At 63.7% G+C, this 15,686-nt stretch carries 9 protein-coding genes; 3 read left to right on the top strand and 6 right to left on the bottom strand.

Annotation, left to right across the window (positions count from 1 at the left end):
• Positions 1-10: 10 nt before the first annotated feature.
• On the bottom strand, positions 11-2,728 hold the full coding sequence (gene aceE / locus ACYVHH_RS08010) for a pyruvate dehydrogenase (acetyl-transferring), homodimeric type (protein ID WP_460564609.1): 2,718 nt from the start codon (positions 2,726-2,728) through the stop codon (positions 11-13).
• A 169-nt stretch (positions 2,729-2,897) separates the two neighbouring features.
• On the opposite strand from aceE, the gene ACYVHH_RS08005 reads away from it, so the two are divergent.
• Genes ACYVHH_RS08005 through folD form a run of 3 tightly spaced genes read left to right on the top strand, consistent with a single transcriptional unit; the run spans position 2,898 to position 6,956 of the window.
• Complete coding sequence (locus tag ACYVHH_RS08005; RefSeq protein WP_460564608.1) at positions 2,898-5,396, top strand: PAS domain-containing sensor histidine kinase; 2,499 nt, start codon at positions 2,898-2,900, stop codon at positions 5,394-5,396.
• 54 nt (positions 5,397-5,450) lie between these two features.
• Positions 5,451-6,077, top strand: coding sequence for a response regulator transcription factor (locus ACYVHH_RS08000; RefSeq protein WP_460564607.1), 627 nt, complete (start codon positions 5,451-5,453; stop codon positions 6,075-6,077).
• 18 nt (positions 6,078-6,095) lie between these two features.
• Complete coding sequence (folD, locus tag ACYVHH_RS07995; RefSeq protein ID WP_460564606.1) at positions 6,096-6,956, top strand: bifunctional methylenetetrahydrofolate dehydrogenase/methenyltetrahydrofolate cyclohydrolase FolD; 861 nt, start codon at positions 6,096-6,098, stop codon at positions 6,954-6,956.
• Between the two features lie 7 nt (positions 6,957-6,963).
• Here folD and ACYVHH_RS07990 read toward each other — a convergent pair whose 3' ends face one another.
• From ACYVHH_RS07990 to carA, 5 genes are all read right to left on the bottom strand, one after another.
• Positions 6,964-9,828 carry a sensor domain-containing protein gene (locus ACYVHH_RS07990; RefSeq protein WP_460564605.1) on the bottom strand — a complete coding sequence of 955 codons (2,865 nt, stop codon included), beginning with the start codon at positions 9,826-9,828 and terminating at the stop codon, positions 6,964-6,966.
• Positions 9,829-10,169: 341 nt separating this feature from the next.
• Positions 10,170-10,625, bottom strand: a complete 456-nt coding sequence (locus tag ACYVHH_RS07985) for a DUF4149 domain-containing protein (protein WP_460564604.1) — start codon at positions 10,623-10,625, stop codon at positions 10,170-10,172.
• Positions 10,626-10,636: 11 nt separating this feature from the next.
• Positions 10,637-11,113 (bottom strand): transcription elongation factor GreA, encoded by a 477-nt coding sequence (gene greA, locus ACYVHH_RS07980; RefSeq protein WP_460564603.1) that lies wholly within the window; start codon positions 11,111-11,113, stop codon positions 10,637-10,639.
• A 114-nt stretch (positions 11,114-11,227) separates the two neighbouring features.
• The gene (gene carB / locus ACYVHH_RS07975; RefSeq protein WP_460564602.1) at positions 11,228-14,497 is read right to left on the bottom strand and encodes a carbamoyl-phosphate synthase large subunit; all 3,270 of its coding nucleotides are present in this window, start codon (positions 14,495-14,497) and stop codon (positions 11,228-11,230) included.
• Between the two features lies 1 nt (position 14,498).
• Positions 14,499-15,665: a glutamine-hydrolyzing carbamoyl-phosphate synthase small subunit gene (carA, locus tag ACYVHH_RS07970; RefSeq protein ID WP_460564601.1), complete on the bottom strand. Its 1,167-nt coding sequence runs from the start codon at positions 15,663-15,665 to the stop codon at positions 14,499-14,501.
• Positions 15,666-15,686: the final 21 nt, after the last annotated feature.

The raw sequence follows: 15,686 nt of genomic DNA, 5'->3' as shown, positions 1-15,686 counted from the left end.
CTCCGGTAAATCAGGCGTACAGGGGGTTCACTTTGTCCACGTTGATGCCGTACTTGGCAATCGCCTCGGCCACCTTGGCCACTGGCACCGTGCCCTCTTCGGCCAGCGCCTTGAGCGCGGCCACCACGATGTAGTGGCGGTTGATCTCGAAGTGCTCGCGCAGCTTGCTGCGGAAATCGCTGCGGCCAAAGCCGTCGGTGCCCAGCACCTTGTAGGTGCGGCCCTTCGGGATGAACGGGCGGATCTGGTCGGCGAAGGACTTCATGTAGTCGGTGGAAGCCACCACCGGGCCAGCGTGCTTGTCCAGCTGCTGCGTCACGAACGGCACGCGCGGCGCATCGGTCGGGTGCAGCAGGTTCCAGCGCTCGCAGTCCTGGCCGTCGCGGGCCAGTTCGTTGAAGCTCGGGCAGCTCCACACGTTGGCGGCCACGCCCCACTCTTTCTCCAGCAGTTCCTGGGCGAAAAGGCTTTCGCGCAGGATGGAACCAGAACCCAGCAGCTGCACGCGCGGCGTCAGCTTGGCGCCTTCCTTGCACAGGTACATGCCCTTGATGATCTGCTCTTCGGTGCCAGCGGTCAGGCCGGGCATCGGGTAGTTTTCGTTCAGCAGGGTCAGGTAGTAGAAGACGTTTTCCTGCTTCTCCACCATGCGCTTCAAGCCATGGTGGATGATCACGCCCACTTCGTGCGCGAACGTCGGGTCGTAGCTCACGCAGTTGGGAATGGTGCCCGCCATGATCTGGCTGTGGCCGTCCTCGTGCTGCAGGCCTTCGCCGTTGAGCGTGGTGCGCCCGGAGGTGCCGCCCAGCAGGAAGCCGCGCGCCTGCATGTCGCCCGCCGCCCAGGCCAGGTCGCCAATGCGCTGGAAGCCGAACATCGAGTAATAGATGTAGAACGGCACCATGATGCGGTTGTTGGTGCTGTACGACGTGGCCGCCGCGATCCAGCTGGCCATGCCACCTGCCTCGTTGATGCCTTCCTGCAGGATCTGGCCGGCCTTGTCTTCCTTGTAGTACATCACCTGGTCTTTATCCACCGGGGTGTACAACTGGCCCTTGGGGTTGTAGATGCCGATCTGGCGGAACAGGCCTTCCATGCCGAAGGTGCGTGCCTCGTCCACCAGAATGGGCACCACGCGCGGGCCCAGCGCCTGGTCGCGCAACAGCTGCGTCAGGAAGCGCACGTAGGCCTGGGTGGTGGAAATCTCGCGGCCTTCGGCCGTGGGCTCCAGCACCGACTTGAAGGTCTCCAGCGACGGAATGGTGAAGCTCTCGTCGGCCTTGGTGCGGCGGTGCGGCAGGTAACCGCCCAGCGCCTGGCGGCGCTCGTGCAGGTACTTCATCTCCGGCGTGTCGTCGGCCGGCTTGTAGAACGGCACCTTGGGCAGTTCGCTGTCGGGAATGGGAATGTTGAAGCGGTCGCGCATGTAGCGGATGTCGTCATCGCTCAGCTTCTTGGTCTGGTGGGCGGTGTTCTTGCCCTCGCCAGCGCGGCCCATGCCGTAGCCCTTGACGGTCTTGACCAGCAGCACGGTGGGTTGGCCCTTGGCGTTGTGCGCGCGGTGGAAGGCAGCGTACACCTTCTGCGCATCGTGGCCGCCACGGCGCAGCGCCCAGATGTCCTCGTCGCTCATCTTCGACACCAGCTCCAGTGCCTTCGGGTCGCGGCCGAAGAAGTTCTTGCGCACAAAGGCGCCGTCGTTGGCCTTGAAGGCCTGGTAGTCGCCGTCCAGCGTGTCGAGCATGATCTTGCGCAGGGCGCCGTCCTTGTCGCGGGCCAGCAGCGGGTCCCAGTTGCTGCCCCACAGCAGCTTGATGACGTTCCAGCCAGAGCCGCGGAACTCACCTTCCAGTTCCTGGATGATCTTGCCGTTGCCGCGCACCGGGCCGTCAAGTCGCTGCAGGTTGCAGTTCACCACGAACACCAGGTTGTCCAGCCCTTCGCGTGCCGCCAGGCCGATGGCACCCAGGCTCTCGGGCTCGTCCATCTCGCCGTCGCCACAGAACACCCACACCTTGCGCTGGGAAGTGTCGGCAATGCCACGGGCGTGCAGGTACTTCAGGAAGCGTGCCTGGTAAATGGCCATCAAGGGGCCCAGGCCCATGGACACGGTGGGGAACTGCCAGAACTCCGGCATCAGCTTGGGGTGCGGGTAGCTGGACAGGCCCTTGCCGTCCACTTCCTGGCGGAAGTTCAGCAGCTGGTCTTCCGTCAGGCGGCCCTCCATGAAAGCGCGGGCGTAGATGCCGGGCGCGCTGTGGCCCTGGATGTAGAGCAGGTCGCCGCCGTGCGTGCCGCCCTTGTCGGTGTTGTCGGCGTGCCAGAAGTGGTTGAAGCCGCAGGCAAACAGGTGAGCCAGCGACTGAAAGGAACTGATGTGACCACCCAGGTCACCGCCGTCGGCCGGGTTCAGGCGGTTGGCCTTCACCACCATGGCCATGGCGTTCCAGCGCATGTAGGCGCGCAGGCGGCCTTCAAGCTCCAGGTTACCCGGGCTGCGCTCTTCCTCGTCCGGGCTGATGGTGTTGACGTAACCCGTGTTCGCCGAGAACGGCATGTCTACGCTGTGCTCACGCGCCTCTTCCAGCAACTGCTCCAGCAGAAAGTGAGCCCGTTCGGCGCCCTCCTTCTCGATCACCGCGTTCAGGGCATCCAGCCATTCACGGGTTTCCTGGTGGTCGATATCGGGCAGGCCAATGCCTTGCGCCGGGTTGGGGCTCGAGGACATGTTTGTCTCCTAAAGGTACGTCAAGGAAGGTTAGGCGATTTACACGCCATGCCGCAAGTGTCTCACGAAAATTCTCATTTTTCAACATGTGCCTATCGCTTTCTTATTATGAAATATCGCAAGCCAACCGGAGGTTCAATCGGCCTTCGCCTCCGATAGACTCCACGGCATGTCCAACACCCCTCCGCCCGCCAAACAGCGACTGAACCTTGCAAACCGCTGGAAGATCTGGTGGCGCAAGCTGTCTCCTGCGCGGCAGGACCGCATCGCCACACTAGGCCCGTTGCTGTCGGTTCTCCTGTTTCTTTCGGCCATCGTCGCCGCCATCACCTACTTCACCCTGGAAGAGGTGGAGCGCGAACAGGAAGCCGTGACGCGCGATGTCGAATACGCCCAGCAACGCTTGCGGCTGCGCCTGCTGGAACGGCAGGAACAGCTGATGCGCATTGCCCGGGACATCTCGAACAAGGAAATCGAAGAAACCGAATTCACCTTCCAGGGCGAATCGCTGGTGGCCCAATACCCAGAGGTGATGGCCGTCACCTGGGTGAATGCGCGCCGCGAGGTGGTCACGGCTTACGCCTCTCCCAGTGCCCCGGAAGCCCTCAGCCGCCAGGCAGGCACGGTGCTGCAGGCCAACGAGACCGAAGGCAGCTTCGACCTCTCACGAGACCTTCGCCAACCCATCTACTCACGCCCGCTGGGAGGCCCCGGGGAAACCAAGCTGCTCATGCTTGTCATTCCGCTCAACGAGCAGGGCCGCTTCAGTGGCGCACTGGTCGCGGAATACGCCATTGAAGGGCTGCTGCGCTTTGGCGTGCCCCCCGAGGTGATGGCGCGCTACGCGGTGGCATTGCTCGACGAACAGCAGAACGTGCTGGCCGGCACCGTGCATTTCGACACCGGTGGCAGCCCCCGTCGGCTGCCCTGGTCGATCAAACCCCAGTCCCACGACATCCCCGTCTCTCCCGTAGGCAACAGCCTCGTCATCAGAGCCGTGGGCTACCGGACATCCAAGGACACGATGGGGGAGGCCTTCTTCTGGATGGTTGGCGCCCTCAGCGTGTTGACCGTCTGGATGCTGCTGGCCAACATGAGGCACACGCGCCGGCGTTTGCAGGCGCAACGCGCGCTGGTGGCCGAAACCAACTTTCGCCGAGCAATGGAAAACTCCATGCTCACCGGCATGCGCGCCCTCGACCTGGCAGGCCGCATCACCTACGTCAACCCGGCGTTCTGCAGCATGACGGGCTGGACCGAGGCCGAACTGATCGGCTGCGGGGCGCCCTTCCCTTATTGGCCGGAGTCCGAGCACGAGGTACTCGCCGCAAGGCTGGAAGAGGAAATACAAGGCCGCTCGACGCCTGGCGGGTTCGAGGTTCCCGTCAAGCGCAAGAATGGCAGCATCTTTTACGCACGGATGTACGTTTCCCCCCTGATCGATCCGCAAGGACGCCAGACCGGCTGGATGACGTCCATGACGGACATTACCGAACCCAAGCGCATACGCGAGGAGCTGACCGCCTCCTACGAACGCTTCACCACTGTGCTCGACAGCCTGGATGCCGCGATTTCCGTGGCGCCGCTGAGCAGTTCCGAACTGCTGTTCGCCAACAAGATGTACCGCACCTGGTTCGGCACCAGCGGGCATGGCCACCGCGTGATGGTCGACCTGGCTTCCAACCTGCCCGCCACCAACCACGCCGAGAACGGCGACCATGTCGACGTGCTGGCAGGCCTGCCCACCAACGCACTGCTGGAGGCTTCGGCAGAAAACGCCGAGGTCTACATCCCCGACCTTGACAAGTGGCTCGAGATGCGGACCCGCTACCTCACCTGGGTTGACGGCCGCCTGGCCCAGATGGTGATCGCCACGGACATCACGGCCCGCCGCCATGCCGAGGAGCAGGCGGCCCTGCAGGCCGAGCGCGCCGAAACCGCCAGCCGCCTCATCACCATGGGCGAAATGGCATCCAGCGTCGCCCACGAACTGAACCAGCCGCTCACCGCCATCAGCAACTATTGCAGCGGCATGATCTCGCGGCTGCACAAGCAGCAGATCGAGCAGGACGACCTGCTCAACGCCCTGGAGAAGACCGCCAGGCAGGCACAGCGGGCCGGACAGATCATCCAGCGCATCCGCGCCTTCGTGAAGCGCAGCGAACCCAACCCCACGCTATCGGACGTGGCGCAGATGGTCAGCAACGCCACCGAACTGGCCGACATCGAACTGCGGCGCCACATGATCCGGCTGAACACCTACGTCGCCGCGCGCCTGCCCTACCTCATGGTCGACCCGATACTGATCGAACAGGTGCTGATCAACCTGCTCAAGAACGCTGGCGAGGCCATCCAGGACGCCAAACGGCCGCCGTCGCAGCGGCACATAGAACTGCGCGTCACGCCCAGGCACGTGGATGGCGTGGAAGTCATCGAGTTTGCAGTGCAGGACAGCGGCAGGGGCGTGCCGCCGGAAATGCTGGAGCGCATCTACGAAGCCTTCTACAGCACCAAGGCCGAAGGCATGGGCATCGGCCTGAAGCTGTGCCGCTCCATCGTCGAGTCGCACCACGGGAGACTGCAGGCGCGAAACCTCTACAATGGCGAAGAGATCACAGGCTGCGAATTCAGTTTCTGGATTCCAGTCTCGGCGCAGGTCAAGGCGTGACGATCCTGGCATACAGGCCGGAGTCATGCCGGCCAGACAACGAGAAAGAGTGAGATGAGCTTGATTCCGAAACGAGGCACGGTGTATGTGGTGGACGACGACGAAGCTGTCCGGGACTCACTGCAGTGGCTGTTGGAGGGCAAGGACTACCGGGTCCGCTGTTTCGAATCCGCCGAGGCGTTTCTCAGCCGCTACGACCCGCGCGAAGTCGCCTGCCTGATCGCTGACATCCGCATGGGCGGCATGAGCGGCATGGAACTCCAGGAACGTCTGCTGGAACGCCAGTCCCCGCTGCCCATCGTCTTCATCACCGGTCATGGCGACGTTCCCATGGCGGTGGAATCGATGAAGAAAGGCGCGCTGGATTTCATCCAGAAACCCTTCAACGAAGAACAGCTGCTCGGCCTCGTCGAGCGCATGCTCGAAAAAGCGCGTGAAGCTTTTGCCGTGCACCAGCAGGCCGCCAACCGCGACGCGCTGCTGGCCAAGCTCACCACACGCGAATCCCAGGTGCTCGAACGCATCGTTGCAGGCCGCCTCAACAAGCAGATCGCCGACGACCTCGGCATCAGCATCAAGACGGTCGAGGCGCACCGCGCCAACATCATGGAAAAACTGGCGGCCAACACCGTGGCCGACCTGCTCAAGATTGCCTTGGCACCCAATCAGCCCAAGGCCTGACCTGCTCTCTGTACATCAATGACCGCCCAACTGATCGACGGCAACGCCCTCTCGCGCCAACTGCGCGCCCAAGTTTCGGAACGTGTCGCTGCCCTCAAGGCGCGCGGCGTCACCCCCGGCCTAGCCGTCGTCCTGGTGGGTGACAACCCCGCCAGCCAGGTCTACGTTCGCAACAAGGTCAAGGCCTGCGAAGACACCGGCATGCATTCGGTGCTGGAGAAGTACGATGCCTCCATGTCCGAGGCCGAGCTGCTGGCCCGCGTGGACGCACTCAACAACGACCCAACGATCCATGGCATCCTGGTGCAGTTGCCGCTGCCCGCGCACATCGACGCGCACAAGGTGATCGAGGCCATATCCCCTGCCAAGGACGTGGACGGCTTCCATGTGGCCAGCGCGGGCGCGCTGATGGTCGGCCAGCCGGGCTTCTGGCCCTGCACGCCCTACGGCTGCATGAAGATGCTGGAATCCATCGGCTACGACCTCAGGGGCAAGCACGCCGTGGTCATCGGCCGCAGCAACATCGTGGGCAAGCCCATGGCGCTGATGCTGCTGCAGAAGAACGCCACCGTGACCGTCTGCCACAGCGCCACGAAAGACCTGAAGGCCATGACGCTGCAGGCCGATGTCATCGTGGCCGCCGTGGGCAAGCGCAACGTGCTCACCGCCGACATGGTCAAGCCAGGCGCCGTCGTCATCGACGTTGGCATGAACCGCAACGACGAAGGCAAGCTCTGTGGCGACGTGGACTTTGACGGCGTCAAGGAAGTCGCTGGCTGGATCACCCCCGTTCCGGGTGGTGTCGGGCCCATGACCATCACCATGCTGATGGTCAACACGCTCGAATCCGCCGAGCGCGGGCTGCCCCAGGCAGCCTGAAGCCCTGTCAGACCCAGCCCGCGCCAAAACGGCGCGGGAGTCTTTCCAGCTCATCCACAGGCAGTGGCCTGCTGAACAGATAGCCCTGCGCCACCTGGCACCCGTTAGCCTCCAGAAACGCGGCCTGCTCCAGCGTTTCCACCCCCTCGGCCACCACCTGCTGCTTCAGGCAACGCGCAATCGAGAGAATCGCGCGCACCAGCTCGGCGCGGTAGTGGTCCGTGGTGACGCTGTGAATGAACGAGCGGTCAATCTTCAGCGTATCGATCGGGAAACGCGTCAGGTAGCTCAAGGCCGAGTAACCGGTACCGAAGTCGTCAATCGCAATTGACACGCCCCCGGCCCGAAGCGCTTCCAGCATATCCCGTACACGGCCATCCTCGTCGAGCAGCAAGCTCTCCGTGATCTCCAGTTCTATCCATTGGGGTTTGCATCCCGCGCTGGCCAACGCGTCCATCACCGTCTCGACCAGCCCCGGGAACTGGAATTGCCTGGCCGACAGGTTGATTGCCACCTTGTGCAAGGGTTGGCCGTCGCCGTTCCACCGGGCGGCGGTGCGGCAGGCCTTCTGCAACACCCATTTACCGATGTCGACGATCAGCCCGGTGTCCTCGGCCACGGGAATGAACTGTGCCGGAGACACCATGCCTAGTTCTGGGTGCCGCCAACGCAGCAGCGCCTCTGACCCGTTCATCTCGCCGGTCGCCAGTTCAACCTTGGGCTGGAAATGCAGGGCCAGTTCGCCTCGCTCCACCGCGCGCCGCAGTTCCGACTCCATGAACAGCCGCTCCTGCGCGCTGGCTGTCAGGTCGCGGGAGTAGAAACGAAAGCCACTGCGCCCGGACCGCTTGGCGTAGTACATGGCGGAATCTGCGAACTTGAGCAGGTCGTCGGCGTCGCCGCTGTCGGCAGGATAGACCGCGATCCCGATGCTGCACGACACAAACACTTCCCGGCCTTCCAGCAGGAACCGCTCCTGAAAACGGGCCAGCATCTTGCTGGCAACGCGCCCCAGGTCCTCTGCTTCCCTGATGTCCGGCAGCAACACGGCAAATTCGTCACCCCCCAAACGGGCCACCGTGTCGTACGACCGCACGCAGCCGGTCAGACGTGACGCCGCTTCGCGCAAAAGCTCGTCACCCACGGCATGGCCCATCGTGTCGTTGACCGTCTTGAAGTGGTCCATGTCGATCATCATCACCCCTGCCTTCTGCCCGTGCCAGGACGCGTCAGTGATCATCTGCCGCAACCTGTCGTGGAGCAGCGCCCGGTTGGGCAAGCCGGTCAGCAGGTCATAGAAGGCCATCTGATGGATCTTCTGGCGCGACGCGTGAAGCTCCGTGATGTCACGTCCGACAGCCAGAACGCTGACAACCTCCTTGCCGGTCTCGTCGAACTCCGGGGTCAGGCAGATCAGGCTGCACACCTCCCGCCCTTCCTTGCAGCTCCAGCGCAGTTCGAACTCCGTCTGCCGGCCGCTGGCGAACACCTGCTCGAGCTTCTGCTCGTACAGCGTCGCGTTGTCGCCCCCCGGGCACTCCCGCGGCGTCTTGCCGAGCAAGGCCTTGGCGCCCCCTTCCGCCAGCACTGCGAGCGCCGGGTTGACGTACCTGCGCCGGTAATCGGGCCCGTAGCGGGCCACGGTGTCGCTGGAATGCTCCACCAGGGTGCGGAACTCCTGCTCACGGCGGGCCAGCTCGTTTTCCATGCGCTTGCGGTCGGTGACGTCGATCACCACGCCGTGCCAGACCAGCTCGCCGTCGAGTCCCTCCTCGCACATGGCCCGGCACTCCACCCAGCACAGGGCCCGGCCAGGCACCTGCACACGGAACTCCAGCTGGAACGGCTGCCTGGTCCGCAAACAAGCCAACTGCCTGTCCATGAACATCTGGCGGTCACCAGGGTGGATCATCGCCAGCATGACCGCCGCGTCATCGCGCACGTCTGCCGGACACAACCCAAACAAATCCGCCATACCCTTGCTCGCGAAAGGAATGCTCCATTCACCTTGCCGTGGGGTGCGTAAGGTGAATGCAAAGCCGGGCATCCCTTCAAAGTAACGGCCTGTGCTGCGCTCGACATCCTTGAGCGGTGTGACATCCCGCGCCACGCAGAAAACCGACGCCACCACCCCCTTCGCATCCAGCTCGGGAATCAGTTGTGCGTCATAGCAGATGTGCCCCCCAGCCACCGGGAAATCTATGAAGTGGTGGCCAGGCTGGCCGGTGGCGAACACGCGGCGGATGGCATCCATGTAGGCCTGGTCCTGCGCGCCAGCCTGTAGCGACTCGTTGTCTCCGGGCGTTCTACCCAGAAGCTCGGCCCGGGTATGGCCGAACAGTCTGCATACGGCAGGGTTCACATAGATCCGGCGGCACAGCCTGTCATAGCGGAAGATCAGGTCGGTGCTGCTTTCCGCGACGGTGCGGAACTCCCGCTCACGGGCGACCAGCTCTTCTTCCGCACGCTTGCGGGATGTGATGTCCAGCGCAATTCCATGCCAGAGAATGCTCCCATCTTCCTGGGGCGCAGGCGCCGCCCGCGTTTCGATCCAGAACTCACCGCTCAAAGGGTGGTACGCGCGGTACTCGACAGCCAACGGCGTCAATAGATCGGCCGAGGCGTCGAAGGCAGACTGCAGCCGGACACGGTCAGCGGGATGGTAGCGGTCCCTCAGCGGTCGAATGTCCGTGCGAACGACGTGGTGCGAAATACCGAACTTCGCCTCAAACCCCGGACTGACGAAAGGCAGGCTGTAATGCCCCGTGACGTCCCGGCGGATGATGTAGGCAAAGCCGGGAAGATTGACGGCGAAGGCCGCAAGCTGTTTCGTCTCCAGTTCGGCAGTAGCCCCCGGGTGAAGCCCTTCCATTGCTTCGTCACCGTGTACGTTCCCCACCATGTCTTGTGATCTGGCTGCTGCCCAAGGTCAAAAAATGCTTTCGAGCACGGGGTACCCGAGCTCAAACCGATCGGACATTCTTCAGGGATATGGCCTTCCGCGGGCATGGAGACACAAAAAATGTGATCTAAAAGATGCATTTCATTGATCAATGGCATGCATACATCAAATCCACAGACACATCCTGGGCATTTGGCGATGCCAATTCAAAGCCATACGGCAGGGATCAAAGGGGAGTTCAGCGCATCCGTCACACACATGACGGCGAGCTCGCCTGGACCGCAGTGGCCACAAGGCGGGCTCTCAGGGAATCAGTGATCCGTGGGCTGGGGTTCGGTGCGGCGGGCAAACCACCAGAGCACCCGCAGGGCGCAAAGCCACTGCACCAGAATGAGCGCAGAGCCCAGACTGTGCCAGAGGCGCAGATCGGCGCCAGTGGCGCGCGCCGTCAGAATGCGTTCGGCCACCGCCTGCTCCTGCAGCAGGGCGGCTATGGCCGCAGCCAGAAGCCAGGGCAGCAGCACCCAGCGCGCAGTCACCTCTTCACCGTGAACACGCTGTACGCGGCCCCACATCAGCAGGCCGATGGCGGCCAGGACGCTGAACCAGGATTGCAGCTGGAACAGCTTGGCGGCAAAAGGCCCCGCCACGGCCGGGTTACCGAAAAAGGCGAACACCATGGGTACTGCGGCAAAGCTCAGGGCACTCATGCCACCCCACCACAGGGCGGCGAGCAGCAGGGGCCAGCGTTGCAGGAAAGCGCCCATGGTCCGGTCCCTCACTGGTAGCGCACCGCCACGATCTCGAAACGCTTGACGCCACCCGGTGCCTGCACCTCGGCCACGTCGCCTTCTTCCTTGCCGATCAAAGCACGCGCGATCGGGCTGCTGATGTTGATGAGGCCCTGCTTCAGGTCAGCCTCGTCCTCGCCCACGATCTGGTAGGTCACAGGCTCGCCGCTTTTCTCGTCCTCCAGTTCGACCGTGGCACCGAAGACCACCCGGCCACCCGCGTCCAGCGCGGAAGGGTCGATGATCTGGGCGACAGAGAGCTTGCCTTCGATCTCGGCAATGCGGCCTTCGATGAAGCCCTGGCGCTCCTTGGCGGCGTCGTAGTCGGCGTTTTCGCTCAGGTCACCCTGCGCACGGGCCTCGGCAATGGCGGTGATGACGGCGGGGCGCTCGACGGTCTTGAGGCGGTGCAGCTCTTCCTTGAGCATGTCGGCACCGCGCTTGGTAACAGGAATGGTGGCCATTTGTGGTTCTCCAAAAGCAAACCGCCGATCGTTGCCGGTCGGCGGTGTGGTCTGGTCGGATTATGCACGAATCGGGCGGCCGGTGAAGGCCCCCGGTTCGTTGCCGGCCAAGCGTCAGGCAGCCAGTTGCGCGTGCATTTCCTGCACGGAGATGACCGGCAGGTTGTCCAGGTGCTTCATGCCCTCCACGGCAGCTTCCGCGCCGGAGATGGTGGTGAAGGTGGTCACCCGGTTGAGCAGCGACGACGTGCGGATGTGGCGCGAATCTGCGATGGCGTTGCGGCGCTCTTCCACCGTGTTGATGACCATGGCGATTTCGCCGTTCTTGATCATGTCCACGATGTTGGGGCGGCCCTCGGTCACCTTGTTGACGGTTTCGCAAGGCACGCCAGCAGCGGTGATGGCCGCCGCCGAACCGCGCGTGGCGATCAGTTCGAAGCCCATCGCAGCCAGCTCACGGGCCACGGCCACTGCGCGCGGCTTGTCCTGGTTCTTCACCGAAATGAAGATCTTGCGGACCGCATCTGTGGCACGCGGCAGCTTGGTGCCTGCACCCAGCTGCGACTTGACGAAGGCCTCGCCAAAGGTTTTGCCCACGCCCATGACTTCGCCGGTGGACTTCATCTCGGGGCCGAGGATGGTGTCCACACCGGGAAACTTCACGAAGGGGAACACCGCTTCCTTCACGCTGAAGTACGGCGGGGTGACTTCCTGAGTGATGCCTTGTTGTGCCAGGGTCTGGCCAGCCATGCAGCGCGCGGCCACCTTGGCCAGCTGGATACCCGTGGCCTTGGAGACGAACGGCACCGTGCGCGAAGCGCGCGGGTTCACCTCCAGCACGAAGATGACGTCCTTCTTGACGCCGCCCTCTTCCACTTCCTGGATGGCGAACTGCACGTTCATCAGGCCAACCACGTTGAGCGCGTTGGCCATGGCCGCCGTCTGGCGCTTGAGCTCGTCCACCGTGGCCTTGCCCAGGTAGTAAGGCGGCAGCGAGCAGGCAGAGTCACCCGAGTGCACGCCCGCCTGCTCGATGTGCTCCATCACGCCGCCGATCAGCACCTGGCCAGAGGCGTCACGGATGCAGTCCACGTCGCACTCGATGGCGTCGTTCAGGAAGCGGTCCAGCAGCACGGGCGAGTCGTTGCTAACCTTCACCGCCTCGCGCATGTAACGCTCCAGGTCACGCGGCTCATGCACGATCTCCATCGCGCGGCCGCCCAGCACGTAGCTGGGGCGCACCACCAGGGGGTAACCAAGCTCGGCGGCCTTTTCCATCGCCTCGGGCTCGGTGCGCGCCGTGGCGTTGGGGGGCTGGCGCAGGCCCAGTTCGTGCAGCAGCTTCTGGAAGCGCTCGCGGTCTTCGGCAGCGTCGATCATGTCGGGGGTGGTGCCGATGATGGGCACGCCCTCGCGCTCCAGGCCCAGCGCCAGCTTCAGCGGCGTCTGGCCACCGTACTGCACGATCACGCCCAGGGGCTTTTCCTTGTCCACGATTTCCAGCACATCTTCCAGCGTCAGCGGCTCGAAGTACAGGCGGTCGGAGGTGTCGTAGTCGGTAGAAACCGTCTCGGGGTTGCAGTTGACCATGATGGTCTCGTAGCCATCCTCGCGCATGGCGAGTGCCGCGTGCACGCAGCAGTAGTCAAACTCGATACCCTGGCCGATGCGGTTGGGGCCACCGCCCAGCACCATGATCTTCTTCTTGTTGCTGGGCTCGGCCTCGCACTCGTCCTCGTAGGTCGAGTACATGTAGGCGGTGTTGGTCGCGAACTCGGCGGCGCAGGTGTCCACGCGCTTGTACACGGGACGCACGTTGAGCGCGCGGCGCTGGTCGCGCACAGCCTTCTCGGTGGTCTTGAGCAGCTTGGCCAGGCGGCGGTCGCTGAAGCCCTTCTTCTTGAGGGTGCGCAGCGTGTCGGCGCTCAGCGTGGCCAAGGCGCCCTCGCCCTTTTCGGCGGTCAGCTTGTCCAGCTCAAGCTCGATTTTCACGATCTCTTCGATCTGCACCAGGAACCACTTGTCGATCTTGGTGAACTGGTGCACCTCGTCCAGCGACCAGCCGGCCGCGAAGGCGTCGCCCACGTACCAGATGCGCTCGGGGCCGGGTTCGCCCAATTCGCGCTCCAGCGTCTCGCGGTCCTGGGTCTTTTCGTTCATGCCGTCCACGCCCACTTCCAGGCCGCGCAGGGCTTTCTGGAAGCTTTCCTGGAAGGTGCGGCCCATGGCCATCACCTCGCCCACGGACTTCATCTGCGTGGTCAGGCGGCTGTCGGCTGCGGGGAACTTCTCAAACGCAAAGCGGGGAATCTTGGTGACCACGTAGTCGATCGAAGGTTCGAACGAAGCCGGGGTCGCGCCGCCGGTGATTTCGTTCTTCAGTTCGTCGAGCGTGTAGCCCACAGCCAGTTTGGCCGCCACCTTGGCGATGGGGAAACCCGTGGCCTTGGACGCCAGCGCGGACGAACGCGACACACGCGGGTTCATCTCGATGACGATCATGCGGCCGTCCTTCGGGTTGACCGAGAACTGCACGTTGGAGCCGCCCGTGTCCACACCGATCTCGCGCAGCACCGCCAGCGAGGCGTTGCGCATGATCTGGTATTCCTTGTCGGTCAGCGTCTGCGCCGGGGCCACGGTGATGGAGTCACCCGTGTGCACACCCATCGGGTCCAGGTTCTCGATCGAGCAGACGATGATGCAGTTGTCCGCCTTGTCGCGCACCACCTCCATCTCGTACTCTTTCCAGCCCACGAGCGACTCTTCGATCAGCAGCTCGTTGGTGGGCGAGGCTTCCAGGCCGCGCTTGCAGATGGTCTCGAACTCTTCCGGGTTGTAGGCAATGCCGCCGCCCGTGCCGCCCAGCGTGAAGCTGGGGCGGATCACCGTGGGAAAGCCCACGGCCTTCTGCACCGCCCAGGCTTCTTCCATGCTGTGGGCGATGCCGGAGCGCGCCGAGCCCAGGCCGATGCGAGTCATCGCGTCCTTGAACTTCAGGCGGTCTTCGGCCTTGTCGATGGCTTCGGGCGTGGCACCGATCAGTTCGCACTTGTACTTGTGCAGCACGCCATTGCGCCACAGATCCAGCGCGCAGTTCAGCGCGGTCTGGCCGCCCATGGTGGGCAGGATGGCGTCCGGGCGCTCCTTGGCGATGATCTTCTCGACCGTCTGCCAGGTGATGGGCTCGATGTAGGTGACGTCGGCCGTGGCCGGGTCGGTCATGATCGTGGCGGGGTTGCTGTTGATCAGGATGACCTTGTAGCCCTCTTCGCGCAGGGCTTTGCAGGCCTGCACGCCGGAGTAGTCGAATTCACAGGCCTGACCGATGACGATGGGGCCAGCGCCGATGATGAGGATGCTCTTGATGTCTGTGCGCTTTGGCATGTTATTTCGCCTCCATCATCTTGATGAAACGGTCGAACAGGTAGGCGATGTCGTGCGGGCCGGGCGAAGCCTCGGGGTGCCCCTGGAAGCAGAAGGCGGGCTTGTCGGTGCGAGCCAAGCCTTGCAGGGTGCCGTCGAACAGGCTCACGTGCGTGGCACGCATGTTGGCGGGCAGCGTCTTCTCGTCCACCGCGAAACCGTGGTTCTGGCTGGTGATGCTCACACGGCCGTTGTCCAGATCTTTGACCGGGTGGTTGGCGCCATGGTGGCCGAACTTCATCTTGAAGGTCTTGGCACCGCTGGCCAGGGCCATGATCTGGTGCCCCAGGCAGATGCCGAAGGTCGGGATGCCGGTCTCAATGAGTTCGCGCGCTGCGGCGATGGCGTAGTCGCAGGGCTCCGGGTCGCCGGGGCCGTTGGACAGGAAGATACCGTCAGGCTGGTGTTTCAACACTTCGGCAGCAGGGGTCTGCGCGGGCACCACGGTGACCTTGCAGCCGCGCTCGGCAAGCATGCGCAGGATGTTCTTCTTGACACCGAAGTCGTAGGCCACCACGTGGAAACGCGATGCGGTCTGCTCGCCGTAGCCGGGGGTGCCGTCTTCGCGGGCCAGTTGCCATTCGCTCTGGGTCCAGACGTAGGGCTGCTGGGTGCTGACCACCTTGGCCAGGTCTTGGCCTGCCATGCTGGGCGCGGCCTGGGCGGCGGCAATGGCCTTTTGCACCACCTCGTCGGTCACGGCCTCGCCCTGCGCCAAACCCACGATGGCGCCGTTCTGCGCCCCCTTGGAACGCAGGATGCGGGTGAGCTTGCGGGTGTCGATACCGGCAATGGCCACGGTGCCTTCGCGCTGGAGGTATTCGCTCAGGGTGGCTGACTGGCGGAAATTGGAGGCCAGCAGGGGCAGGTCTTTGATGATCAATCCGGCAGCGTGAACGCGGTTCGCTTCCACGTCTTCCTCGTTGACGCCATAGTTGCCGATGTGCGGATACGTGAGGGTCACGATCTGCTGGCAATAGCTGGGGTCGGTGAGGATTTCCTGGTAGCCGGTGATGGCGGTGTTGAAAACCACCTCGCCTACGGTCTGGCCCGTGGCGCCGATGGAAACACCTGTAAAGACCGTGCCGTCTGCGAGAGCGAGGATGGCTTTTGCGGGGACGGGGAACACGGGACTCTCCAGTATTGGACG

This window comes from Hydrogenophaga aquatica, assembly GCF_054780915.1.
Note: the sequence above shows the minus strand (reverse complement) of the source record. Positions and strands in the feature narration are given on the sequence as shown.

Bases quoted from the DNA above. Each gene is read 5' to 3' on its own strand.
- ACYVHH_RS08005 (WP_460564608.1), top strand. From the start codon at position 2,898: ATGTCCAACACCCCTCCGCCCGCCAAACAGCGACTGAACCTTGCAAAC.
- ACYVHH_RS07985 (WP_460564604.1), bottom strand. From the start codon at position 10,625: ATGGGCGCTTTCCTGCAACGCTGGCCCCTGCTGCTCGCCGCCCTGTGG.
- folD (WP_460564606.1), top strand. From the start codon at position 6,096: ATGACCGCCCAACTGATCGACGGCAACGCCCTCTCGCGCCAACTGCGC.
- aceE (WP_460564609.1), bottom strand. From the start codon at position 2,728: ATGTCCTCGAGCCCCAACCCGGCGCAAGGCATTGGCCTGCCCGATATC.
- ACYVHH_RS08000 (WP_460564607.1), top strand. From the start codon at position 5,451: ATGAGCTTGATTCCGAAACGAGGCACGGTGTATGTGGTGGACGACGAC.
- greA (WP_460564603.1), bottom strand. From the start codon at position 11,113: ATGGCCACCATTCCTGTTACCAAGCGCGGTGCCGACATGCTCAAGGAA.
- carB (WP_460564602.1), bottom strand. From the start codon at position 14,497: ATGCCAAAGCGCACAGACATCAAGAGCATCCTCATCATCGGCGCTGGC.
- ACYVHH_RS07990 (WP_460564605.1), bottom strand. From the start codon at position 9,828: ATGGAAGGGCTTCACCCGGGGGCTACTGCCGAACTGGAGACGAAACAG.